This window comes from Hyphomicrobium nitrativorans NL23 (genome assembly GCF_000503895.1).
GTDB lineage: Bacteria > Pseudomonadota > Alphaproteobacteria > Rhizobiales > Hyphomicrobiaceae > Hyphomicrobium_C > Hyphomicrobium_C nitrativorans.
The window spans coordinates 2,495,458-2,517,324 of record NC_022997.1 but is presented as its reverse complement, the minus strand read 5'-3'; the positions used below and the strand labels follow the sequence as shown (position 1 = coordinate 2,517,324).

The window sequence follows — 21,867 nt, the reverse complement described above, 5'->3', positions numbered from 1 at the left end:
AGGGCCGAGACGCTGACAGCGGCTCGGCGCGCGACAGCCCGCCCCGCGCGTCATGCCGGAGGCATGCGCTAACAGCGAGCGCGGGTGCAGCCAAACCTCACGTCATCACTCCCCGCGACCACCGCTGCGCTTCTTGGCCTTCTCCGGCATGCCGCGCGAAACCACGCCCTGCGCTTCCAGTTCCGCAATGGTCAGCGTGGCATCCTGCTGCTCAACCTCGCTCTTGCCCGGCAGCGGATAGCTGGTGGCGCCGCCGAACATGGCGCGGCCGTAGCGGTCCTTGCGCAACCATGCGCCGATGCGAAGCACGGCGTCATTTCTCGTATGATTGTAGGCGCCCCAATAGTGAGGGCGGTCTTTCTCCGGTGCCTCGTCCTTGAAGCGGTTCGGGAACAGTACCAGTTGGCGAGGGCGCAGCTGCAAGCTGCCAACGGAAGCAAGGGCGGTGGTGGTATCGGCGCCTTTAAGCAGGGCTGCTATCTGATCCATCGGCGCGGCGTTCAACGACACCGGGTCGGTACTGCCGTTGAACATAGTCATCACCTCTCCGGTCTTGGGGTCGGTGTACTCGTGGCCGAACAACGGGAATGCGTACTCCACCTTGGGTTCATCAGGCAGGCTCAGGCGCCCTTCAAACATGGGTCGCTTGTCGCCCGGTTCTTTCTCGCGAACGAGGAAGGCGATGAAGTTGCCGTGCGGTTGGGGTTCTGTTGCAGCCATGATCGGGTTCCTTTTGTTCTCCCGAAAAGCTGCGGGCCGTTGGATACAAAGTCCATACGGGCTGCTTACGAAGCGCGCAGGAATATGCTGCCATGCCAGCCGTGTATCAGCGGCGGCCTACCAAGCAACATCGCCGGGATCGAGGCTGCCGCGATCAGCGCGCTGATGGAGGACGAAGTGGATTCGGAGTTCCGCCTCGTCGAAATCGTAGACCAGCGTGAAGGGTGTGTGCGTCACAGGATAAAAGTGCAGCCCAAGTTCGGGATCGCGGATGTGGGAAGCCGGAAACCAGGCCAGGTGATCGCGAATGATGGCGTAAACTAGCGTCTTCTTTTCCTCGGCCACCGCACGACCGAAGCGTTCCTCCCCATAGGCGAGAAGTGCGTTCAGTTGATCGTTGAACGTGCGGGAAACCCGGATGGATCTCATTCGCCGTTGCGCGCCGCGCGGCGGGCGGCGAGGTATTCGTCAGTGCGAGCTTCCGCTTCATCGAGCGTCAGCGTGCGACCCGCTGCAAAATCCTTCCGGGATCGCTCTACGGCGTCGCGTTCGGCAGGCGTCAGCGAAACCGTGCGCTCCGGCTGCGCCCACGCGGTGGTCACAGCGACAAGCGTCGCCAGCTCATCCTCCCGCAAACGGGGGAGGTTCTTGGCAATGGCGTTGATGGCGTCCGTCCGTGACATGGCTGGCATGATACCATATCCAGCCGCCCCGAAAAGAGGCGCCTGGTTATCGAGCCTTTGCAGGCTTATTCGGCTTGCCTGGGGATGAAAAACGCCGCTGCGGGCGTGCTGGACGCGGCGCCACATTTGTCAGTGCCGTGGATAGGCCGAGCACAGATGACTGCCACTGGGGGCGCCGCTGTTGCCGCTGGACGCGGGCGTCATCAATCGCTGCGCGCACGTCTTCCTTTGTAAGCAGGCCGATGCTGTGAAACGCACGCGCGATGTCCACGGCGTCCACGTCGAACACGGTGCTGCGGTGACGCTCTGAAGGCGTGAAGTATTGAAGCTGTGAAGGCAACGCGTCGACAGCGCGCGCGAGATGTTTGGCGGATGCCGTGAGGCCGAGGCTGGAGAGCTTGGCATAGCCGTGGGCGTTGCCGACGACGTGGCCCTTGCCCTTCGTTTCCAGCGCCACGCCGTGCTGGGCGAGGATGTCCTGCATATCCTCCGGCGTGGCGTCCATGGTGAGGTCTTCGGACAGGCGTTCGCCCATCACGCGGGCCTGGGCCTTTGACCATTGCGGCCGGAGTGTCGGCGCACCGCGTTTCCCGGCATAGGTAGCCGGTGAGTCCGGCAGCTGCGGAAGGGTGTCGGTCACGTCCGGGTTGAACGTGTGCGCCGGAACGAACGCGAAGCCGTGCGCGTCGGCTAGCTCCCGCATGATGCGGTCGAGGCGGGCGAAGTCCTGTGATGTTTTCCATGCCCGGCCGGTGTCGGGATGCACGCGGTTGAGCAGGATATGCAGGTGAGGGTGGGGCTTGTCGCCATGGCCCATGACAAGCGCCTGATGCTCGGCGAGGCCCGTAAGCTGTAAGGTCTGCCGGGCCACGTCCTGCATGGCCTCCGGCGTCGGCCGTTCGTTAGCGTGCCACGCAATCATCAGGTGATAGGCGGCCTTGCGCGTGCGCGCCGACAGCTGCGCGGTTGCCTCCATGTATTTTGCGGCCAACTCTGGATCGTCGGTTGGCAGGTTCTGTGTGAACACCCAAGCGACACGCTTGGGATGAGGGTTGCCGGACTTTCCGCGCACGAGGTAACGGGCCAACGCATGAAAATCGTTGGCGGGCGGCGCGATCTTGGCCAGCATCGCTCACAGCGCGCGGGCGAGTGTGTTGATACGGTCGAGGCAAGTGTGCAACTCGTCGGCGCTGACGGCGACCAATCCGGCGTTCGCTTGGCGCGTGAGCTGGTTGAGGTTGTTGCCGATGCGGATGAACTGCCGGAGCAGGGCCGCATCGGTGCCGCGTCGCCGGGGCAGCTCGGCCCGTTGTGCCTTGAGATGGGCGGTCAGGATCAAGCGCGCGAGCGCTGACACGGTGATGCCGCGCGTGGAGGCCTCGGCAGACAACGTCACGAAAGATGCCTCAGCCAATCGGATGCGCACATAGCAAGGCAGCGGTTCCTTCGCGTCATCCAATCCCTTGCGGTATCCGCGCCGTGGCATCCGTTGGCTTTCTCTTCGGGACGGGGAGTGGGGCCGTGGCCCCGCAGTCACGCGCGGCATCGGCGCGCCTTTGATCCCATTTTGTGGTCAAAGGCATACCTCGCCCCGTCCCTCCTACCCTTCCCGAACTGACCTGCTGCATACAAGTCGGCTGCCTGTGGCGTGTGCAATGCTTTGCCGCGACGTTGCCGAAACCGCTCATCCTGAAATCTGCCACCGGGGGGCTTCACGCCCCCCGAACCCCCCGTGGGATATTTGAAACCAATGAAGGCCCGCATTGTATACAGCGGAAGCTGTGGGCAGGCGGCGTGCGCGCGGTGCCCGTCGATGGTAAGATCCGGATGCGGTACAGCCGGGGACGGCGATGACCGTACCAATGAAACAGCGCCCGCTTGTTTTTCAGGTGGGCGCCTTTGATTTCGAGAGCGAAAGAGCCAGCGCGCCGACATGACGCTTTTCCTCGACACCGAGTTCAACGGCTTTGGTGGCGCGTTGATTTCGATTGCGCTGGTGTCCGACAACGGTGGGCGGGAAAGCGAGTTCTACGGCGTGCGGGAGTTGCCCGACCAGCTGGCGCCGTGGGTTGAGGCGAATGTTCTGCCCGTCCTCGGAAAGAAGCCGGAGCCGGACACGGTATTGAGACGGCGGCTGGTGGAGTTCCTGCACGGGCACGCGGGGCAAACAATCATCGCGGATTGGCCGGAAGACCTGATCCATTGCTTGGGGCTGCTGTGCCCGTCTCCGGGACGCGCCTACCGCATCAACTTAAATTTGCGCCTGATTAAGGCCACGGAGGAACTGCCGTCCGAGGTGCCGCACAATGCGCTTTCGGACGCGCGGGCCTTGATGCGCTGGTATCAGTCCGGCGCGACATGAGGTTCTAACGGGCGGTCTGGCGCCGCTGGCTTGTGAAATCCTTCCCTGTGAAATCCGCGCTTGGCCGTGTGATGTTTGGCGGCGTCGTCATGAACGCATGTGCGTAGGCTTGGCGTCGCGGGGCAGGCGCGCGGCCGAAGTCGGCAGGGTTGGCTGTGTGAAGCGCGGCGATGCGCTCGAACGGCACCGCCTTCAAGTCGTCAGGTTCCGCACCAACTTCGGCGGCAAGCTCCAGCAGCACATGCTTGGCCCATGCGCGCATCGTGTCGTCGGGCTGGGGATATGTCGTCGGCGCGGTATCCATATGGAACGACCACGCGATGCCATCGGCCGCCGGTTCAATCCAGCACTCTATGCTGGCCTTGCCGCCGAGATAGATGCGGCGGTGGCCCTGAGCATTGCGCGTGTGCGTGACAATCATGCTGTGAGTCTGGAACGGCCGTGGCGCGGGCGGCAATGCCAGATGGTCATTCGGTAAGCGGCGTGTAGTGGCTGGATATCGGTTCCGGCGGTGGCCTGTGGCAAGGCTGCACGCTTGCCGAAGCCCGCGCCTTGCCGGGCTGTTTCTTCGGAGCCGAACCGTCGCGGGGGCCATACCCTCCGGGGCGCCTCAGCGCGGCCCCCGCGAGGGATCGGCGGAGATGCAGCCAGCGGGGGTGTTTCTTTGGTGAGAGCCCGAGCGGAGGCGTGGGCGACAGGTCGCGCGTGTCTAGTTTGCAACAGGCCGATAGGAAGCGCGCTGACGAAGCGCTCGCAGGGTCGCACGACAACAACTTTCTTGTTAATAAGTTGTTAAGTTTCTGTGTGCGTTTCGGGGGTTGTTAGGTGGTAGCTACGGGATTTTATGGGGATGACGGATAAACGCTAAGTCATTGATTTTATGGCGCGCCGTACAGGACGAAACTGGGTACCGCTATGACATTGCAAGCCATTTATAATTTCATCTCACCTCTAAAGTGATGCCTCCGCCCGTGGGGCTCGCTTCCGGCGGACATCGGTTGGGATGTCCCTGAGGCATTGAATGCCGTGGCACAGCAGACCTGCTTCATGCGAGTGTCCTTCAAGAGCAACGCAACCAAAAAAACTTATGGGAATGAGCGACCGGATCGAGTGGATCAGCGTCGGCCTCAGTGCTTTGGCACTGGTTGGGGTCATGGTGGGCTTTGCTGGAGTCCACGTGGGTGTCGAGAGCCTAGCCTCGACCGGCTTTGGTCTCGTCTATCTCGCAGGTGGACTTCCGGCAACGTGGCGCGCTGTTGTTGAACTTTGGCGCGAGCGCACTCTTGATATCGATCTTCTAATGGTCATTGCGGCACTGGCGGCGGCAGCAGTGGGCGCACCGGCGGAAGGCGCGATCCTGCTGTTCCTGTTTAGCGTCTCGACCACATTGGAAACGCTGGCCATGGGCCGCGCCCGGCGCGAAGTCGCAGCACTCGTGGCGCTCAGACCCGAAACCGCGCTTCGTAGGACTGCGTTGGGCGGTATCGAGGAGGTGAGGATCTCGGGGCTCAGGGTCGGCGACGTGCTGGTTGTGCGGCCGGGCGCCAAGATCCCAGTTGACGGCGTTATCCTCAGCGGCGACGGCCACCTCGATGAATCGAACGTCACCGGTGAATCGATGCCGGTGCGCAAAGCCGCCGGGGCGAAAGTTTTCGAGGCCACGGTCAACCACAGTGCGGTCTTGGAGATGCGCGTCACCGCCACTTCCGGTGACAGTACGATCGCGCGCATGATCCGGCTTGTCACGGAGGCGCAAGCCGCACGCGCACCATCGGAGCGGTTCAGCGCGTGGTTCGGCCAGCGTTACACAGTGGCCGTGCTGGTCGGTTCAACATTGATCCTGGCTGTGCTCCTCGGCCTGGGGCGGGAATGGAACGAAGCGATCTATCGCGCGGCGGTGGTCTTGGTTGCAGCCAGTCCCTGCGCGATCGTCATCAGCGTTCCCGCAGCGATTCTCTCCGCACTCTCGGCGTCGGCAAGAGGCGGTGTGCTTTTCAAAGGTGGCGCGGCACTTGAGAGTTTTGCCGCGGTCACTCAATTCGCGTTCGACAAAACCGGAACGTTGACGACCGGCCGGCCCGAGGTAACTGCCATCGTCTCGCCGGTAATGCCGGAGGACGAGTTCCTGAGGCTCCTGGCTGGATTGGAGGCACATTCCGAACATGGCATTGCCGCGGCGGTTCGCCGTGAAGCTGAGCGGCGCGCGCTCACGCCTGCCGACATGGCGGACGTGACCGCACATCCGAGCGAAGGCATTACCGGACGGGATGCGGCGGGTATGGTCTGGGCCGGCAATCCGCGCATGGTGGCGCGCATGGGCGGCGATATATCGGGTGCCGCCTTCAACGCTATTACCGCCGGCGCGGAAACCGTGATCTGGATGGGGCGCGACACTAGCGTTCTTGGGGCCGTCACGGTCGCCGACGCCGTTCGAGGCACCTCGCGCGAAGCCCTTGATGCCCTTCGAGAAGCGGGGACTACCCGGATCACGATGATGACCGGCGACCGACGGCCTGTCGCCCTGCGTGTGGGCAAGGAGCTTGGACTGTCCGCAGAGGATATCGAGGCCGATCTCCTGCCGCACGACAAGGTCCGGCTTGTTGATGCCATGACGAGGGCGGGCAAGGTTGCCTTTGTCGGCGATGGGGTCAACGACGCGGCTGCTCTGGCGAGGGCGGACGTCGGTATAGCGATGGGCGCGGCGGGCAGCGACGTGGCTGTTCAGGCCGCCGATGTCGCATTGTTGTCGGAAGACATGGCGCGTTTGGCTGCCGCGCACAAGCTTGCGCGGCGGACGGCGCGTATCATTCGCCAGAATCTGACGTTCGCGATCGGGGCGATGCTGGTGCTGGTGTCCGGCGCGCTGTTGTTCGAGCTGCCGTTGCCGTTGGCTGTCGTCGGTCATGAGGGCGGCACGGTCTTGGTCGTGCTCAATGGCCTGCGCCTGCTTTTCGATCCAATCCGTGGAGATGGACGGTCATCGAAGGCCTCCGCAGAGGCTCGTAAGATTGAAGCGCAGGTGAGCCGCGAACTCCAGTCCGAATCATGAGCGGGGCCCACGACTTCGGCGCAGCGGTGATCTGGAAAGGCATGGCCTACGTCCAGCAAAGCGTCAGGCGTGTTCGCTGGGCGCTGTACGGTTATCGGAAACGGAAAGGGCGCAAGACGGCATAGCCATTCCGCACGCGGCCCGTTGGCTGGCGGATTTTGTGCCAGCGACATGGAGCGCGCAAAAATCCGCCGCCACGTGCCTAACACTTCTCACAAGGGACTGTGGTTGGTCGCACGGCTTTGGTGCGCGCTCCTCCTCCGGTCGCCTCCTCCTCGTCGGCCTAAGGGCCGCCTCGTCGTCGGCGCCCGTCGTCGTCACACGCCCCGGCATTTTGCGACGTTACGGCGTACTACTTGTATCAAGTGAAGGGGCGCGGGCGACCGACAGCACGCGCGCTTCCTTCGAGTTTAGCTTTTCCGGCAGAACAGCACGGCGACGTTTTTGGGGCGGGTTTCGGCACCGCCTGTGTTGGCAACGGTGATAGTGTGCGTATGGTCTCCCGTCGTGTTGGTTCCTCCTCCCATGCCGCCCTGGTTGCTCGACATCATGGCTCCGCCCGTTCCACTTCCCAGCGTTCCGAAGTTTCCGTGAACAAGCGTATGTGCGTGCGCACCCGCATTGGCGGCCGTTGCCGTATGGTTGTGGTTTGTCAGTTCATCCGCCTGCGTATGGCCCGGCGCGCGGGTGCCTGCGGGGTCGTTGCCCGCGCCGTTGTCTATCCCACGCAAAAACCGTCCGCGCGCGGGGGTGTATTCCGTCCAGCCGGAGGGACAGGCGGTGGCATCGAAGGCCATCACCGCACCGCTGGGCACCCCGCCGCCGCCCACGAAGTTGAAGGCCCTGCCTTCCGCATAAAGCTGGGCGATGGTCTTGCCCGTGCATCCGGCGACATTGCCCCAACCCGCTGTATTGATGATGGAGTGCCAACTGCCGTCGTTATTGAATTGCACTTGGTAGCCGACATCGTTCGCCCCGGCATTGTAACCATAGACCCCTGGGCTTCCGGCAGATGTCGCAATCAATGTGACGATACTCGTACTTCCCGCCGCCGAACTGCAATTCAAGGCATCCGGCCAGTTGGGCACCATGGTGGAAGCATCACCGTTGCCGATGTCGAGCCATTGGGTTCCGTCGCACACTTTCATTTGCTTGGTGGCGCTGTCGTACACCATGGCGCCTTCGGTGTTGGACACCACGTTGGCGGCTGGCCCCATGGCGGCCCTGCCGCCGGAAGCCTTCATCTGGATGACGGTGTCTTGCGTGCTGCCCACAGGAGCAGCTGGACAAGCAGCATATGAGCTTGAAGAAAAACTCACGAATGCGGCGACCACAACCATAGTTGAATGGACTGAAGAAATGAGGACCGACGGCCAACGCATGCTGACAGGTTAAAGGATATTCCGAAGCACTTCGAGGCGGCTGCATGAACCGAAGGCAGAAATATAGATGCGCCGCGCATGTGCGTGATGTGTGCGGAAAAAATTTCAAAAGGGCCGTGTTCTGAAAATTCTGAGAAGTGTTCTGTAAAAAGTGTTCTGAGATGTTCTGTTCTATATAGAGGGCGCGACCAATTCTGCGTAACCCCGCGACCAATTCTGCGTAGGGCGGGCCTCGAAGCGCGACCAATTCTGCGTAGGGGCGCGACCGATTCTGCGTAGGCACCATGCTAAGTGATTGAAGATCGGCGGATGACTTGTCCACAGGGCGCGACCAATTCTGCGTAGGCGGGCACTATCGTTTGCGCAGCGGAGGCAGATAGAGGGCGTCGGGGCCAGCCGGTGACACTGTCATGCCCGCCTCAGTGAGCTTTACAGGCAGTTTTGGGAACACATCCAAGACGTCCTTCAGGTCGTCGGCGAAACCACGCTTAAAATCGCGTTGGCGGCCGTAGTCGCCTCCGAACTGTTCGGCAAGCGCGTTCCATGAGATCGGCAACGGCTGCCTCAGGCGGTGGAGCCGGTAGTTGAACCAGAAATACATATCCAGCTTGCGGGCCGAGCCTGCGAACGCGCGCACGGCTTCTGCGCGGATCGGCAGCGCGTGCTTGGCCAGCGTCGTGTAGAAATCCATGCTGAACGTGAGCGTGGACGGCCACAGCATCATCTGGTCGGGGCTGGTGGGGAGCCACACGTCGATGCGCGAGAACGGCATGCCTTGGTATTCGACAGCATGGCGACCGTCCCACATGCCGACGCTGAGCTTGCAGGCGGCCAGCGCGTTGATCTGTTCCTTGAATGCTTGCAGCGTACCCTTCTTGCCGCCGGTGACCGGAAAGCCCATGTCGCGGATGAACCCGGTGAGGCTATCCGCAACTTCAATGGTTGGGCCTTGTTGTCGGATAGCTTCCGAGCACAGGTGCATCAAGAGCAAGCGAGCTTTAGGGCCGAAAGGCAGCGGTTGCTCTATGCGGTTGCCGGTTTCTGGATTACGCAACTTGCCCGCTTCCACGACGAGCGACATGCGGCCTTGCTTGCGCTCATATTCGCGGACGGACAGGGGCTGGCGGCTATAGGGCAAGCCGCACATGGCCAGTACGGAATGAATGTGCCGCAGGTCGTCGGCGTCGGTTGGGGTGTCTTCGAGTTTGCGGCGGACAAGTTCACGGCGGCGCGCATCACGGGAAAGGCTGGCTAGCTTGTCGCGGCTTGCCTGCTTTTGCGAAAGTTCCATCCTCTTAAACTCGAAGCCCGGCGTTTCGCGCGCCATGTCCAGCTCGGCGACAAGATCGGCATCGCGGATTTCAACGTCGAACGTCATGCAACCGCGCTCTTGTCGTGCTTGCGGAAGAAGTCATTGAAAGCTTCAACGCCCATATCCTGAACGGAGCATTCCTTATCCAAGCCAATCAGGTGAAGTTGGCGAAAGGCTTCGGCGCTGATCCAAACCGTGACCGCGCGGCGGCCTACCCGCGTGGCCACCTGCGGTTTTGCGCGCGTCGCAGCCGCTGCGGGTTGTGGGGCGGCAGGCTGGGTGGCCTCGGTTCTTCCCTGAACCCCCATCATCGCTTCCCGCAGTTTGTTGTGGCTCATTGTCTTCACCTCCTCATTGCTTCGTGTCTTCACTCCTTCACCCCCTCATGTCTGCGTGCTTGCGTGTCAGCGTGAAGAGTTGACGGATTTCCTGCGCGGAACGGCCGGACGGCTCGAACTCGACGACACCTTTCCCTTCGGTCAGCGATTTGATGAAGGCGACACGGCTACCGATGCGCACCGGCAGAACCGGCAGGCCGTAATCCGCCAGTGCCTCGGCAGCCATTTCGGTGAGGGAGCTTCCGGCCTTGCAGCCGTTCAAGACGAAGACGGCCGGACGCGCCGCCAGCTTGGCAATGTTCACGGTGTCCGCCACCGCATCGAGGTCAAGACTGGATGGCTGGCACGGGATGATCAGCAGGTCGGCCGCCTTGGCAGCGATGAGAGAGGCGCTTTCCGACTTCGGCGCGGTGTCAATGAATGCAAGCGCAGCGTCGCCGTCGCGCGCTTGGGCAAGAAGCGTGGCGAGGTTCGGTGCGTGGCCGCTGACGATGACGGGATTGCCGTCCTTGCGGAGGCGTGCCCATCGTGACGCACTCTGCTGCGGATCGAGGTCGATGACGACCGTGGAAAGATTGGCGCGGGCGGCCGCGATGGCCAAGTTGAGGGAAAGCGTGGTCTTACCGGAGCCGCCTTTCTGGGAGAGGAGTGCAATTGTCTTCACCCCTTCACGCTGACACAGCCGCAACGTGCGGTGAAGTCATCGCACCACGCACGTGCCCTTTCCGAGAGCACTCACGTGAGTGATTTAAGGAGCTAGCGGCCGAACGTGCGCGAGGCAGAACGCCCAAGGCAACGATGGCTGCTGTCTATTTGGGCTGTTGGGATGGAGGCCCGGTCCCGCATTCTTGAATTACGAAGCGGAAACGCGGTTGCCACGCCTTGCCCGGCTTGCAACGTAGCTTGGGCGAAGGTGCGTGTAGCGTTGCAGCATCTTCCAGTCGCGGTGGCCGGACACGGAGGCCACCGCCGGAATATCCCAATCCGCTTCGAACAGGCGGCTGATGCCTTCGTGGCGCAGGTCATGGAAGTGCAGGTCGTCAATCTGCAACTCGATGCAGGCCCGCCGGAAGGCCGCGCCGATGGAGCGCGCACAATAGGGGAAGATGGCACCCTTCGGTGACACCCACTGCATCTGCTCGTCAATAAGCGTCACCGGGTCAAAGCCTGCATCGGAGATAAGCGGCACGACTTGGTTGTTGGATGCCTTGTCGCGCGGGTGTTTGCGTTGGCGGATGAGCACCGTGCGCTCGTCGCGGTTGAAGTCTTCATAGAGGATGCGGGTGATTTCATCCTGCCGCATGGCGGTGGCGACCGCAAACTTGACGATGCGCTCCATGGGAATGACCAAGCGCGGCCGGAAGCGGAAGAAGGCAAGCAGGCGGTTGAGTTCATCGGCGGTGGGGCGGCGCTCGCGCTCAACGGACTTCCCGACCAAGCCCAACCGCACCAGCGCACCACGGCCGAGCCGCAGATCTTCCATGGGCACCTTGTGTCCGTAGATTGAGGAGGCGTGTTCGAAAACGGTGCCGATAAAACTCAAGTCGCCGGAGAGCGTGGACGGCCCGGCACCTTCTTTGGCGCGGCGGCGGCCGAACTCGATCACCCGTTCGCGCGTGAAGTTGGCAACCTTCACCTTGCCAACGTCGCGGTCGTCTTGAAGCCGGAGTAGGGCGCATTCCTTGCTGCGCTGGGCAGCTTTGCCGACCTCTGCCATGTCGTCGAGGTGCAGCTTGATGAACTCGCCCACGGTGTCCGTTTTAATGGAGTCACGGGCGGTGGGCGTTTGCCCGCGCTCGATGCAGTCCTGCTGCTCTGTGGCCCATCGCAGGGCCTGGGATTTGAGCTTAAAGGTCTTCGAGATCGATTTCTGGCGATGGCGCAGTTGTGCCCGCCAGTTGCCGGAGGGTAGCTTGACGATGCTTGCCATGGCTGTGTGTCCAATTCCTTATTGGATGCATCCGCGATGCGCGCCGTTCGTGCTCACGCCGTGCTCACGTGAGCAATTCCGTGAGCGTGGAGGCTAAAAACACCTGATGGCAGGCGAGAACATCTGCGAACAAGCGTGAGCACGTTCACGTTTCATGCTTTTGAACTATATAGGAAAATGCGTGCAATCTCAATCGCATAGGTTCTGCGTGGCGCCCATGATGGATTGGACGGACCGGCATTGCCGGCACTTCCACCGTCTCCTGTCCCGGAACGCGAGGCTCTATACGGAGATGGTCACGGCCGAAGCTGTCATCCACGGCGACCGCGCGCGCTTGCTCGGCTTCGGCCCGGAGGAGCATCCAATCGCTCTACAACTCGGCGGCTCCGATCCGGAAAAGCTCGCCCACGCCGCGAGCATCGGCGAAGCCGAGGGATACGACGAGATCAATCTCAACGTCGGCTGCCCGTCGCCGCGCGTGCAGGAAGGCTGCTTCGGCGCCGCGCTGATGGCGGAGCCCGCGCGCGTCGCCGCATGCGTCGCGGCGATGGCGTCGCGCGTCTCCACTCCGGTCACGGTGAAGTGCCGCATCGGCATCGACGACCAGGACAGCGAAGCGGATCTCACGCGGTTCATCGAGGCCGTGTCGGATGCGGGCTGCCGCCTCTTCATCGTGCACGCGCGCAAGGCGTGGCTGGACGGTCTCTCGCCGAAAGAGAACCGCGAAATTCCGCCGCTCGATTATGCACGTGTCTATCGCCTGAAGGCTGCGCGCCCCGACCTCACTATCGTGATCAACGGCGGGATCGAGAGCCTCGACGAAGCAACCAGCCACCTCGAACACGTGGACGGCGTGATGGTCGGCCGCGCGGCCTATCAGACGCCTTACCTGCTTGCCGACGTCGACCATGTGCTCTTCGGCGCCGATGCGCCCCCACCTGCGCGCGGCGACGTGTTGACACGCCTCGTTCCCTACGTCCGCGAGCACATCGCCCGGGGAGGACGTCTCAATTCCGTGACGCGTCATATTCTGGGCCTCTATCACGGCCAGCCGCGCGCGCGCGTATTCCGCCGCTACCTTTCCGAAAACGGTGTCGGTGAGGGGCCAGGGATCGACGTGCTGCTCGATGCGATCGCAATTGCCGAGGGCCGGCCGCGTGACGCAGACGAAGCGGTAGAGACTGCTGCGTTCGCGGCAGAGTAGCGCGGGGGCTCAACCATGGAACTCGCGCTCGCCAACGGCGACCTTCTCTGGCTCGTGCTGGCGCTGCTTGTCGGCGGCCTCGCGACGGGCTTCCTCGCCGGTCTGCTCGGCATCGGCGGCGGTGGCGTGTTGGTGCCGGTGCTCTTCGAAACGTTCACGTTTCTCGACGTCCCCGAAAGCATTCGGATGCATCTCGTGTTGGGCACGTCGTTCGCCGTCATCGTGCCGACCGCGATCTCGTCCTTCCGCGCACATCGCAGCAAGGGCGCCGTCGATATGGACGTGCTCCGCCGCCTCGCGCCGTTCGTGATCGCGGGCGTGCTGGTCGGCATCGCGCTCGTGTCGGTGGTCTCCGGCTCAGCGCTCAAGTGGGTTTGGGTCGTGTGCGGCTATATCTTGGCAATCAAGATGGCGCTGGGCCGCGAGGATTGGAGGATCGCGAGCGACGTTCCAAACAATGTGCCCATTCGCATCGCCGCGTTTTCCATTGGCCTGGTGTCGACGCTCATGAGCATCGGCGGCGGCATGTTCCTGGTGGCACTGTTCACGCTCTGCGGCTGGTCGATCCTCAAAGCGGTCGCCACGTCGAGCGGCTTCGGTCCCATCATCGCGGTGCCGGGGCTGATCGGGTACGTGTGGGCCGGCTGGGGCAATCCCGAGCTTCCCGCCATGTCGCTCGGCTTCGTGAGCCTCATTGGCGCCGCGATCATCATTCCGATGAGCGTGCTGGCAGCCCCGATCGGCGTCCGCGTCGCGCACGGCATTTCGCGTCGCGCGCTGGAGCTGGCGTTCGCCGCGTTTCTTGCGCTCGTTGCGACGCGGCTTCTCGTGTCGATGATGTAATGCGCCGCGCAGCTATTTGATTTTGTGGTAGGCGATCTCGGCCGCGTCTCTCCCCGCGCGCGACAATCCCGGATAGCCCTGCGCGCGCCAGAAGGCCCAGCCGCCGACGATGCCGCCTGCCGTGATCGCGACGGCGGTCGCGAGCGATTTGGCATCCGCGGCGGTGACGGCGTATGCGATGCCGACACCCAGCCCGAGCACGAATCCGATCCCGATATCGGACCACCCGCGTGGAATGGAGAGCAATCGCGCGAGATCCGAAAGCACGACCGTTGGAATGTAGAGCGCGAGCGCGAGCGTTGGCAGCACAGGGATGGCGAGCAGGAACAGCATCGGTCCGGACTGGAAGAAACGGCTTTCCACCCCGCTCAGAATGAACAGCACGGCGAGAAACGTCGTCGCGCCCGAGAGGCAGGCATAGGCATAAGCCTTTCCACGGGAGGCCGCGGTGCCGACATCACGCGCGATGGCATCTGCCGCCTGTGCTGCGGCTTCCGCAGTGCGGGCCTCGGGGCGGCCAGAGACGGTCGGTTTGCGCACGGAAGCAGGACGGACGCGCGGTGACGCATCGACGCCGCGCCGGCCGAACGTACCCGAGTTCGCGGATTGTTTTGCCAAGGCCATCCGGGGCTCCTGCATGCGGTCATGGAGGCGCAAGCGTGCGCCCGCGCGCACCTCGATCCGATTAACGGACGGGCGCGCCCGCCGTGCGAAGCTTTGGGCTGGTGAAGACGCCCTTAATGCCCGCGCTCAGATTTTCTGATTGTAGTCTCCGACCTCGGGGAACGCCGCGAGACGGGCCTCGATATCGCGGAACATCGCGATCTTGTTCTCTTCCGACACGGGGCTCTCGACCACGATCACGAGTTCCGGCTTGTTGGAAGAGGCGCGAACGAGACCCCACGTCCCGTCTTCGAGCGTCACGCGCACGCCGTTCACGGTCACCAGGTCGCGGATCTTCTGCCCGGCGACTGTGCCGCCGTTCTTCGCCAGCGCTTCGTAGTCCGCGACCACGCGCTCGACAACGCCGTACTTCTTCTCGTCGTCGCAGTGGGGCGACATGGTGGGCGACTGGTAGGTTTTGGGCAGCGCGCGGCGCAGATCCGCGATTGTCTTCCCCTCCGCGCGTTCCAGCATGTCGCAGACCGCGAGCGCAGCCACGAGGCCGTCGTCGTAGCCGCGCCCCAGCGGCGGTTGGAAGAAGAAGTGACCGCTCTTCTCGAAGCCCACGAGCGCCTTCTGCTCGAACGTGTAGCGCTTCATGTAGGAATGCCCGGTCTTCCAGTAGAGCGTTTTTGCGCCGGCCTCCTGAAGCACCGGGTCGGTCGCGAAAAGACCGGTCGACTTGACGTCGGCAACGAACACCGGGTTCTTGTGAATGGCTGCGATGTCGCGCGCCAGCATCACACCGACAGTATCGGCGAAAATCTCGTGCCCTTCGTTGTCCACCACGCCGCAACGGTCGCCGTCGCCGTCGAAGCCGAAGCCCACGTCCGCCCCGTTCGCCACGACCGCTTCCGCGATGGCGTGCAGCATCTTCATGTCTTCGGGGTTTGGATTGTAGCGCGGGAAGCTGTGGTCGAGTTCGGCGTCGAGCGGCACGACCTCGCACCCGACCGCTTCGAGAACCTTCGGCGCGAACGCGCCCGCCGTGCCGTTTCCGCACGCGGCGACGACCTTGAGCGGACGCTTGAGCCGAGGGCGGTCCGCGAGATCCTTCATGTAGCGCTCGGCGAGGTCCGGCAGGAAGTGGTAGCGCCCGCCATCAGATGGCGCGAAGTCGCCCGAAAGCACGATCTCCTTGAGGCGTCCCATTTCGTCGGGTCCGAACGTCAGCGGGCGCGCAAGCCCCATCTTGATGCCGGTCCAGCCATTGTCGTTGTGGGAGGCGGTCACCATCGCGACGCCTTCGACGTCGAGTTCGAACTGCGCGAAGTAGGCCATCGGCGAGAGCGCAAGCCCGATGTCGAACACCTCGAATCCTCCGGCCAGCAAGCCCGTCATCAGCGCCTGCTTCACGGATGCGGAATACCAGCGGTAGTCATGTCCCACGACGATGCGCTTCGCGACGCCGTACTCGTCGAACACGCGCGCCATGCCGAGCCCCACGGCATTGAGCCCCATCAGGTTGATCTCGTTAGGGAACAGCCACCGTGCATCGTATTCGCGAAAGCCTGTGGGCTTCACGAGCGGCAGCCGCTCGAAGTCGGCGGTGTTGGGGACGAGATCGGCACGAGGCTTGGGAAACATCGGATGACCTTCATAAACGCGACCGCACCGGGCTGCGGCGGACCGGCATGTGGGAACGCTGAAATTGCGGCAGAAAGCCGGGCGGACAGAAGAACCCCCGGCGGGCGGTGGCGGTTATGCACCATGTGCGGGCCGGTTTGCCAGCGCCACGCCGGGCTTAAATGCCTGAAAGGGTCAAAAGGTTCGGTGGCCCGCACGCGCGGTCTATTCGACCAGAAGCAGCCGGCCCTGGCTGATATCCACGCGCCGAAGCTCGCCCAGAAAGCTCATACCGAGCAGGGTCTTGCCAAGCCGGCCGCGCTCTGAGACGACGCCGCGCACGTTCCGCACCGTGATCCGCCCGATGCTCACCCGGTCGAGTTCCACCGGCGCCACTGCCGCCGTGCCGTTCGCCGTCTGCACGCGCGCCGTGAAATCGGACGGCCTGAGGTTGAGGCCGAGCCGTTCGGCATCTTCATAGGTCAATGCAACCATGGATGCGCCGGTATCGACAAGCACGTCGAGCGGCCGGCCATTGATTTCGGCGCGGGCGTAATAATGGCCATCGCGGCTGGCTTTGAGTTCTTCGGTGCCGCTGCGAAGCGTGTTTGGCTCGCCCGCCGGTTCGCGCGTCGCAACCGCCTCGGCGACGACAGGCTCTGACCCAAGTCCGATTGCATCCGACAGGGCGGTGCGCAGGGTGTCATAGTAGAGCACGCCCACGACCAGAATGCCGGCCGCGGCGCCCCAGCTTGCAAGCTCGCTCAGAAGCGATCGTGCGCCGGACGAAAGTGCCATGGGTGGAACGCTCTCCGTCGCAGGTGCCGCGCTGTTCACGGCGCTGTGGGCATGCCTCCCGGCGACGCGAAGCTTCCAAGGGTCAGGACGTGCCCCGGAGCGTCAGGAAGTCGCCGGAAAACTCATACGAGCGCAAACGCTTTAAGAAACTCATACCGAGGAGGTTCTCGTTCAACGCGCCGGGCTGCGAGACGAGAGCGTCCACGTCCCGGACTTCGAGCGGCCCGACCGAGATCGTGCGCAGCCGCACCGGCGCGGCATAGGCCGTGCCGTTCGCGGTCGATACCGGCGTCGTAAAGGAGAGGTTCTGAACGTCGATCCCGATCCGCTCCGCGTCTGCAGGTTTGAGAACGACCGTTGACGCACCCGTATCGACGAGCATCGACAGCGCCACGCCGTTGGCCGTGCCGCGCGCCACGAAATGACCGTTCTCCTGCCGGCGGATGCGCACGGCCAGTTCGCCCGAAGGCGACGTGCTGACGAGGATCGAATGCCCAGGTGGCAGCACTTCGCCGGCGACGCGGTAGGCGACGGCGCGCAGGTCCTCCCGATAGCTGTACCCAACGATCAGGAGCAGCGCGAGCCCGAGCCAGGCGCCGGCATGACGCAGCGCCTCGCGTGCGCGGCCGCGATAGTCGCCTGAGAGGAATGCGAGATAGAGCCCGACGAGCGCGAGCATGGCGAGCGCATACGGCCAGCGGTCGCCCGCTTCGGCGAGCAGGCTGCCGGAATCGCCGCTGAGGCTCCAGAAGACCACGACCAGCGCGGCGAGGATGGCGAGCAGAACGGCCAGCATGACCTAAGAGCTCGCTTGGGCGAGCTTGGGGCGCGTCTTGAGCGCCAGCATGATCGCGCGGCGTTCCGCGTCCGAGTAGGACGACCAGAGCGCGATCTCGTGGCGCGAGCGGCGGCAGCCCTCGCAGAGACCGTCGCGAGGGTCGATGGCACAACGCTTGATGCAGGGAGAGTCCATGCGTTCCCTTAGCCGTGGGCGGGTTGTCGATGAAGCGGACGTTCCGCCTAATCTAGGCAGTCCCGCCCGTGGCCTCAATCCCCTCCAAGGCACGTGCGCGCAAGGCCCGCATCGGCCACGCAGGATGCCGCCCGACCGATCCCGCGATTTTGGAGTGCGTCAGGCCACCCGCGTGGGCCGCAGCGGGGAGGGCGGCCGCGGCGTGACCTTGAGGCGCGGCTTGCGCGTCGGCGGCGGCGTGGGCTGGCGATGACGCTCCGCGCCGAGCGGCTGCAACGGCGCCACCGTGGCGAGCACGCGCTTCGGCGGCAGGAAGACGCGAACCTCCGTGCCCTTGCGCAACTCGGACGAGAGGTCGAACGTACCGCCGTGAAGCTCGATCAGGCTCTTGACGATCGGCAATCCAAGCCCCGTTCCGCCTTCTGCCGTCTCGTGGGCGAGAGAGCCCTGTCCGAACGCCTGCAAGACTTTCGGGATCTCGTCCGCCGGGATGCCGGGCCCCGTGTCGCGGATGATGAGGATCTGCCCGCCGTCGGCGGCCTGACCCACCGCGAGCGAGACGCGCCCGCCCTTAGGCGTGAACTTGATGGCGTTCGAAAGCAGGTTGAGACAGATCTGGCGCATGGCGCGCACGTCCACCCACACCTGCGGCAGATCGGAATCGATCTCCATCGAGACTTCGAGCCCCTTGCTGTCGGCCCGGAGCGTGAGGAGGCGCTGGCAGTCCTGCGCAATGTCCCCGAGGTGCGCGCGCTCCTCCACGAGTTCGTAGCGCCCCGCCTCGATGCGCGAGAGATCCAGGATCTCGTTGATGAGTTGCAGCAGGTGGCGGCCGCTGTCGTAGATGTCGTTCGCATACTCGCGATAAACCGGCGCCGAGTGCTGGCCGAACATCTCGTCCTTCATCACTTCCGAGAAGCCCATGATCGCATTGAGCGGTGTCCGCAGTTCATGGCTCATGGTGGCAAGGAAGCGGGATTTTGCCTTGCTGCCGGCTTCCGCACGGCGGCGCGCTTCGTCGGAGACGAGCTTTTCCTCGTGCAGCTCTGCGATCAGCATGTCCTTTTCCGCGCGGAACGCCAGCATTTGCAGCGTCGTCTGCCGGATGCCCTTCGCGAGGAAGACGAAATAGATATGCACGCCCACCGCCATCGCGGCGAGGGCGTAATAGAAAGGCTCGCCCATCATGATGAGACGCGTCGAAACGGCGATCGTCATGGGGATGGTGCCGACGTAGAGCAGGCTCATCATGGGCGACGTGAACGTCATGCGCACGGCGAGCAGCACGATGAGGGAGGCGAAGATGAACACGTGCGAGGAAAACGGCTCGCTGCCGCCCGCGCCCATGCCCACCAGCGCGAAGCCCGCCCAGACCACGCCGCAAAAGAGTTCGGCCAGAATGAACCTGCGGCGCCAGAGCTTGAGGTCGCTATCGTGGCGCGCGTGCGCGACGAAGCGGCGGCAAAGCTCCAGCAGGATCACTTTGGACGCGATGACCAGCGTGAGCCAGAGCGAGCCTTCGAACCACGGCGCCCAGAACATGGAGGCGAGCGCGAAGATCGCCGCGAGCGCCCAGATCGTCACCGCCGCCGAGAGCTCGTTGCGGGCAAACAGGCCCATCAGCTCGAACTCGAACTCGGGTTTGATGTCGCCGCCGCGCGTCAGCCGGTCGCGCGCAGCCTTGACGTCTTCGTCGGCGCGCTTGCGCGCGGCGTGACGGCTCCTGAGCTCGGCGAGAATTTGCGATCGTGTGTCGTTGTCCATGCGTCCGCCGCGCAGCTTTCACGACGGCCCTTTTCCGCTTCGAGCCTTCCAAACCGGGATCTTGTCGCGGGCCGTGGGCGGGTATAGGTCGTGGATCTGCCCATCGTCACTGTCTACAGAATTCGCTAACGATCCCTTTATCCCCGGATCGCGCGCGAACGGCGCTGTTCCCCGGGGAACAGGAAGCGACGCGCCGATATGGCAGGCTTTGGGGTTAAGATGGAGCAAGCAAGGCGAGGCGGAGCGGGCATGAAGTTAACCGTAATCGGATCGAGCGACGCCTTCGGGTCCGGAGGGCGGCTTCAGACCTGCTTCCATGTGGCGTGGAGCGGCGGCGAGTTCCTGATCGATTGCGGCGCGACCTCTCTCATCGGGCTTGAGCGCGAAGGGATCGATCCGAACGGCATCTCGACGATCTTCATCTCGCACCTCCACGGCGACCACTTCTCGGGGCTCGTCTGGTGGCTGATCCACGCACTCCACGTCGCAAAGCGCACGGTCCCGCTCACCGTCGTCGGCCCGGAGGGCATAAAGGAGCGCTTCGAGGCGGCGGCCGAGGCGCTGTTCCCGGGCGCCACCGCCAACCCGCGGCGCTTCGACCTCGCCTTCCGAACCTATAGAGATTTCGTGCCGCTGGACGAGCGGGGCGTCCGCGTGACGCCGTTCGTCGTGAGCCATCCGTCCGGCGCCACCTCCTACGCGCTCCGCTTCGAGGTCGACGGCAAGGTTCTCGCCTTCTCGGGCGATACCGAATGGGTCGAGACCTTGCTTCCCACCGCGAACGGCGCCGATCTCTTCATCTGCGAATGCTTCGGATTCGAGATGGAGGCCCGCTATCATCTCAACTGGCGGACAATCGAACCCAATCTCGGAAAGCTCGGTGCGAGGTCGGTTCTGCTGACCCATCTCGGTCCCGAAGCGCTGGCAAACCGCGAGCGCATGATCCATCCCATCGTGGCCATTGCGGAAGATGGCCTCCGCCGCGACATCTGATCCGGGAAGGAGAGAAACCTCACGTGACGAGTGCGCTTGACCGGCTCACGCGCGACATCCGCCGATGCCGGCACTGCTTGGAGGCGCCGAAGGGCGCGCCGTTGCGCCACGAGCCGCGTCCCGTCCTTCGCGTCAGCCGCACCGCGCGCCTCGCCATCGTCGGCCAGGCACCGGGCACGCGCGTCCATGCTTCGGGTGTTCCGTTCACCGATCCGTCAGGCCAGCGGCTCCGGTCCTGGATGGGAGTCACGGAGGAGGAGTTCTACGACACGCGCCGCATCGCCATCGTTCCCATGGGTTTCTGCTTTCCGGGACAGGACGCGCGCGGGGCCGACTTGCCGCCACGCAGCGAATGCGCGCCGTTGTGGCGTCCGCGCCTGTTCGCCCTGCTGACACAACTCGATCTCGTGCTGCTGGTCGGCAGCTACGCACAGCGCTGGCATCTGGCGGAGCGGCCGGCTGCGAGTCTCGGCGAGACCGTGCGCGATTGGCGGAGCTTTCTTGCCCGCCCCGGCGGATCGCCGCGCTATTTCCCGCTGCCGCATCCGTCGTGGCGCAACAATGCCTGGCTCGCACGCAACCCCTGGTTCGAGGCCGAGCTGCTGCCGGATCTCAAGCGCGAGGTCGCGCGCCTCATCCGGCCGAACGGTGAAAAGTAATCGCAAATTACCGCTTGACCGGATCGCGAGAACAAACTTTTCTTGCGCCATCCCTAAATTGAGAAATTTCATTCTACGATGGCGGTCCACATGCTCGACGAAATGGACGTCAAGATACTTGCGATCCTGCAGCAGGATTGCACGCGGCCCGTGGCCGAAATCGGCAAGGAGGTGGGCCTTTCGACCACGCCCTGCTGGCGGCGCATCCAGAAGCTGGAAGAACTCGGCGTCATCAAGCGCCGCGTCGCCGTTCTCGATCCCCAGAAGGTGAACGCGGGCGTCACCGTCTTCATATCGATCAAGACCGATAAGCACAGTCTGGCGTGGCTGGAACGCTTTCACGCTGCGGTGGCCGAGTTTCCCGAGGTGGTCGAGTTCTACCGCATGTCGGGAGATGTCGATTACCTCCTGCGCGTCGCAGTGCCGGACATCGCGGCTTACGACGTCTTCTACAAGAAGCTGATCACCGAGGTCGAAATCGCAAAGGTCTCGTCCGCGTTCGCGATGGAGGAGATCAAGCACACCACTGCGCTACCGCTGACATTCGCCCGCCCCGCGTCCGAGAAGCGCCGCGGCAGTTAGGCTGTGACGCAGCCAACGACCGGATGTGGCTGGGCACGGGCCTCCC

Annotated in this window: 24 protein-coding genes; 7 read left to right on the top strand and 17 right to left on the bottom strand. The window is 63.7% G+C overall.

The window, feature by feature from the left end; all coding sequences use genetic code 11:
• Positions 1-105: 105 nt before the first annotated feature.
• The 5 genes from W911_RS11715 to mobC form a co-directional block, all read right to left on the bottom strand.
• Entirely contained in the window at positions 106-720 is a 615-nt protein-coding gene (locus W911_RS11715; RefSeq protein ID WP_023787756.1) for a hypothetical protein, read from the bottom strand.
• Between the two features lie 117 nt (positions 721-837).
• Entirely contained in the window at positions 838-1,149 is a 312-nt protein-coding gene (locus tag W911_RS11710) for a hypothetical protein (RefSeq protein WP_023787755.1), read from the bottom strand.
• Positions 1,146-1,412 (bottom strand): hypothetical protein, encoded by a 267-nt coding sequence (locus W911_RS11705; RefSeq protein WP_144083586.1) that lies wholly within the window; start codon positions 1,410-1,412, stop codon positions 1,146-1,148. The genes W911_RS11710 and W911_RS11705 overlap by 4 nt, the downstream gene beginning before the upstream one ends.
• A gap of 37 nt (positions 1,413-1,449) precedes the next feature.
• Positions 1,450-2,532 carry a relaxase/mobilization nuclease domain-containing protein gene (locus tag W911_RS17425; RefSeq protein ID WP_023787753.1) on the bottom strand — a complete coding sequence of 361 codons (1,083 nt, stop codon included), beginning with the start codon at positions 2,530-2,532 and terminating at the stop codon, positions 1,450-1,452.
• A gap of 3 nt (positions 2,533-2,535) precedes the next feature.
• Positions 2,536-2,889, bottom strand: a complete 354-nt coding sequence (gene mobC, locus W911_RS11695; protein WP_023787752.1) for a plasmid mobilization relaxosome protein MobC — start codon at positions 2,887-2,889, stop codon at positions 2,536-2,538.
• 447 nt (positions 2,890-3,336) lie between these two features.
• Here mobC and W911_RS11690 point away from each other — a divergent pair, with 447 nt between their 5' ends.
• A complete protein-coding gene (locus W911_RS11690; RefSeq protein ID WP_023787751.1) occupies positions 3,337-3,765 on the top strand; it encodes a hypothetical protein in 429 nt (142 codons plus the stop codon).
• A 4-nt stretch (positions 3,766-3,769) separates the two neighbouring features.
• Here the strand turns inward: W911_RS11690 and W911_RS11685 are convergent, their stop codons facing one another.
• Positions 3,770-4,186: a hypothetical protein gene (locus tag W911_RS11685; RefSeq protein WP_023787750.1), complete on the bottom strand. Its 417-nt coding sequence runs from the start codon at positions 4,184-4,186 to the stop codon at positions 3,770-3,772.
• Between the two features lie 672 nt (positions 4,187-4,858).
• On the opposite strand from W911_RS11685, the gene W911_RS11680 reads away from it, so the two are divergent.
• A complete protein-coding gene (locus W911_RS11680; protein WP_081717853.1) occupies positions 4,859-6,814 on the top strand; it encodes a heavy metal translocating P-type ATPase in 1,956 nt (651 codons plus the stop codon).
• 410 nt (positions 6,815-7,224) lie between these two features.
• Here W911_RS11680 and W911_RS11675 read toward each other — a convergent pair whose 3' ends face one another.
• The 5 genes from W911_RS11675 to W911_RS11655 all read right to left on the bottom strand — a co-directional run bounded on the left by W911_RS11675 (position 7,225) and on the right by W911_RS11655 (position 11,776).
• On the bottom strand, positions 7,225-8,058 hold the full coding sequence (locus tag W911_RS11675; protein WP_041316502.1) for a hypothetical protein: 834 nt from the start codon (positions 8,056-8,058) through the stop codon (positions 7,225-7,227).
• Positions 8,059-8,548: 490 nt separating this feature from the next.
• Positions 8,549-9,574, bottom strand: coding sequence for a replication protein RepA (locus W911_RS11670; protein ID WP_023787747.1), 1,026 nt, complete (start codon positions 9,572-9,574; stop codon positions 8,549-8,551).
• Positions 9,571-9,846, bottom strand: coding sequence for a ribbon-helix-helix domain-containing protein (locus tag W911_RS11665; protein ID WP_023787746.1), 276 nt, complete (start codon positions 9,844-9,846; stop codon positions 9,571-9,573). Before W911_RS11665 ends, W911_RS11670 begins: the two co-directional genes overlap by 4 nt.
• A 37-nt stretch (positions 9,847-9,883) precedes the next feature.
• The gene (gene parA / locus W911_RS11660; RefSeq protein WP_023787745.1) at positions 9,884-10,510 is read right to left on the bottom strand and encodes a ParA family partition ATPase; all 627 of its coding nucleotides are present in this window, start codon (positions 10,508-10,510) and stop codon (positions 9,884-9,886) included.
• Positions 10,511-10,699: 189 nt separating this feature from the next.
• On the bottom strand, positions 10,700-11,776 hold the full coding sequence (locus W911_RS11655; RefSeq protein WP_023787744.1) for a tyrosine-type recombinase/integrase: 1,077 nt from the start codon (positions 11,774-11,776) through the stop codon (positions 10,700-10,702).
• 181 nt (positions 11,777-11,957) lie between these two features.
• Here W911_RS11655 and dusA point away from each other — a divergent pair, with 181 nt between their 5' ends.
• Positions 11,958-12,980, top strand: a complete 1,023-nt coding sequence (gene dusA, locus W911_RS11650; RefSeq protein ID WP_425277569.1) for a tRNA dihydrouridine(20/20a) synthase DusA — start codon at positions 11,958-11,960, stop codon at positions 12,978-12,980.
• A 15-nt stretch (positions 12,981-12,995) separates the two neighbouring features.
• Positions 12,996-13,823, top strand: a complete 828-nt coding sequence (locus tag W911_RS11645; protein WP_023787742.1) for a sulfite exporter TauE/SafE family protein — start codon at positions 12,996-12,998, stop codon at positions 13,821-13,823.
• Positions 13,824-13,835: 12 nt separating this feature from the next.
• On the opposite strand, the gene W911_RS11640 is transcribed toward W911_RS11645, so the two are convergent.
• The 6 genes from W911_RS11640 to W911_RS11615 all read right to left on the bottom strand — a co-directional run bounded on the left by W911_RS11640 (position 13,836) and on the right by W911_RS11615 (position 19,587).
• On the bottom strand, positions 13,836-14,447 hold the full coding sequence (locus W911_RS11640) for a hypothetical protein (RefSeq protein ID WP_023787741.1): 612 nt from the start codon (positions 14,445-14,447) through the stop codon (positions 13,836-13,838).
• Between the two features lie 126 nt (positions 14,448-14,573).
• Positions 14,574-16,073 carry a phosphomannomutase/phosphoglucomutase gene (locus W911_RS11635; RefSeq protein ID WP_023787740.1) on the bottom strand — a complete coding sequence of 500 codons (1,500 nt, stop codon included), beginning with the start codon at positions 16,071-16,073 and terminating at the stop codon, positions 14,574-14,576.
• Between the two features lie 204 nt (positions 16,074-16,277).
• Positions 16,278-16,850: a retropepsin-like aspartic protease family protein gene (locus W911_RS11630; RefSeq protein WP_023787739.1), complete on the bottom strand. Its 573-nt coding sequence runs from the start codon at positions 16,848-16,850 to the stop codon at positions 16,278-16,280.
• An 82-nt stretch (positions 16,851-16,932) separates the two neighbouring features.
• Positions 16,933-17,646 (bottom strand): retropepsin-like aspartic protease family protein, encoded by a 714-nt coding sequence (locus tag W911_RS11625; protein ID WP_023787738.1) that lies wholly within the window; start codon positions 17,644-17,646, stop codon positions 16,933-16,935.
• Positions 17,647-17,649: 3 nt separating this feature from the next.
• The gene (locus tag W911_RS11620) at positions 17,650-17,823 is read right to left on the bottom strand and encodes a DUF1289 domain-containing protein (RefSeq protein WP_023787737.1); all 174 of its coding nucleotides are present in this window, start codon (positions 17,821-17,823) and stop codon (positions 17,650-17,652) included.
• A gap of 159 nt (positions 17,824-17,982) precedes the next feature.
• Positions 17,983-19,587 carry a sensor histidine kinase gene (locus W911_RS11615; protein WP_023787736.1) on the bottom strand — a complete coding sequence of 535 codons (1,605 nt, stop codon included), beginning with the start codon at positions 19,585-19,587 and terminating at the stop codon, positions 17,983-17,985.
• Between the two features lie 249 nt (positions 19,588-19,836).
• Here W911_RS11615 and W911_RS11610 point away from each other — a divergent pair, with 249 nt between their 5' ends.
• The 3 genes from W911_RS11610 to W911_RS11600 all read left to right on the top strand — a co-directional run bounded on the left by W911_RS11610 (position 19,837) and on the right by W911_RS11600 (position 21,821).
• Positions 19,837-20,580 carry an MBL fold metallo-hydrolase gene (locus W911_RS11610; RefSeq protein ID WP_023787735.1) on the top strand — a complete coding sequence of 248 codons (744 nt, stop codon included), beginning with the start codon at positions 19,837-19,839 and terminating at the stop codon, positions 20,578-20,580.
• A 23-nt stretch (positions 20,581-20,603) separates the two neighbouring features.
• The gene (locus W911_RS11605) at positions 20,604-21,239 is read left to right on the top strand and encodes a uracil-DNA glycosylase family protein (protein ID WP_023787734.1); all 636 of its coding nucleotides are present in this window, start codon (positions 20,604-20,606) and stop codon (positions 21,237-21,239) included.
• A gap of 90 nt (positions 21,240-21,329) precedes the next feature.
• The gene (locus W911_RS11600; RefSeq protein WP_041318540.1) at positions 21,330-21,821 is read left to right on the top strand and encodes an Lrp/AsnC family transcriptional regulator; all 492 of its coding nucleotides are present in this window, start codon (positions 21,330-21,332) and stop codon (positions 21,819-21,821) included.
• Positions 21,822-21,867: the final 46 nt, after the last annotated feature.

Excerpts from the sequence above, each read along its gene's own strand:
- W911_RS11615 (WP_023787736.1), bottom strand. The coding sequence starts at position 19,587 with ATGGACAACGACACACGATCGCAAATTCTCGCCGAGCTCAGGAGCCGT.
- W911_RS11675 (WP_041316502.1), bottom strand. The coding sequence starts at position 8,058 with ATGAAGGCTTCCGGCGGCAGGGCCGCCATGGGGCCAGCCGCCAACGTG.
- W911_RS11685 (WP_023787750.1), bottom strand. The coding sequence starts at position 4,186 with ATGATTGTCACGCACACGCGCAATGCTCAGGGCCACCGCCGCATCTAT.
- W911_RS11630 (WP_023787739.1), bottom strand. The coding sequence starts at position 16,850 with ATGGCACTTTCGTCCGGCGCACGATCGCTTCTGAGCGAGCTTGCAAGC.
- W911_RS11640 (WP_023787741.1), bottom strand. The coding sequence starts at position 14,447 with ATGGCCTTGGCAAAACAATCCGCGAACTCGGGTACGTTCGGCCGGCGC.
- W911_RS17425 (WP_023787753.1), bottom strand. The coding sequence starts at position 2,532 with ATGCTGGCCAAGATCGCGCCGCCCGCCAACGATTTTCATGCGTTGGCC.
- W911_RS11680 (WP_081717853.1), top strand. The coding sequence starts at position 4,859 with ATGAGCGACCGGATCGAGTGGATCAGCGTCGGCCTCAGTGCTTTGGCA.
- W911_RS11620 (WP_023787737.1), bottom strand. The coding sequence starts at position 17,823 with ATGGACTCTCCCTGCATCAAGCGTTGTGCCATCGACCCTCGCGACGGT.
- W911_RS11600 (WP_041318540.1), top strand. The coding sequence starts at position 21,330 with ATGCTCGACGAAATGGACGTCAAGATACTTGCGATCCTGCAGCAGGAT.
- W911_RS11715 (WP_023787756.1), bottom strand. The coding sequence starts at position 720 with ATGGCTGCAACAGAACCCCAACCGCACGGCAACTTCATCGCCTTCCTC.
- mobC (WP_023787752.1), bottom strand. The coding sequence starts at position 2,889 with ATGCCACGGCGCGGATACCGCAAGGGATTGGATGACGCGAAGGAACCG.
- W911_RS11670 (WP_023787747.1), bottom strand. The coding sequence starts at position 9,574 with ATGACGTTCGACGTTGAAATCCGCGATGCCGATCTTGTCGCCGAGCTG.
- W911_RS11610 (WP_023787735.1), top strand. The coding sequence starts at position 19,837 with ATGAAGTTAACCGTAATCGGATCGAGCGACGCCTTCGGGTCCGGAGGG.
- W911_RS11625 (WP_023787738.1), bottom strand. The coding sequence starts at position 17,646 with ATGCTGGCCGTTCTGCTCGCCATCCTCGCCGCGCTGGTCGTGGTCTTC.
- W911_RS11705 (WP_144083586.1), bottom strand. The coding sequence starts at position 1,412 with ATGCCAGCCATGTCACGGACGGACGCCATCAACGCCATTGCCAAGAAC.
- W911_RS11635 (WP_023787740.1), bottom strand. The coding sequence starts at position 16,073 with ATGTTTCCCAAGCCTCGTGCCGATCTCGTCCCCAACACCGCCGACTTC.
- W911_RS11710 (WP_023787755.1), bottom strand. The coding sequence starts at position 1,149 with ATGAGATCCATCCGGGTTTCCCGCACGTTCAACGATCAACTGAACGCA.
- W911_RS11645 (WP_023787742.1), top strand. The coding sequence starts at position 12,996 with ATGGAACTCGCGCTCGCCAACGGCGACCTTCTCTGGCTCGTGCTGGCG.
- W911_RS11655 (WP_023787744.1), bottom strand. The coding sequence starts at position 11,776 with ATGGCAAGCATCGTCAAGCTACCCTCCGGCAACTGGCGGGCACAACTG.
- W911_RS11690 (WP_023787751.1), top strand. The coding sequence starts at position 3,337 with ATGACGCTTTTCCTCGACACCGAGTTCAACGGCTTTGGTGGCGCGTTG.
- W911_RS11665 (WP_023787746.1), bottom strand. The coding sequence starts at position 9,846 with ATGAGCCACAACAAACTGCGGGAAGCGATGATGGGGGTTCAGGGAAGA.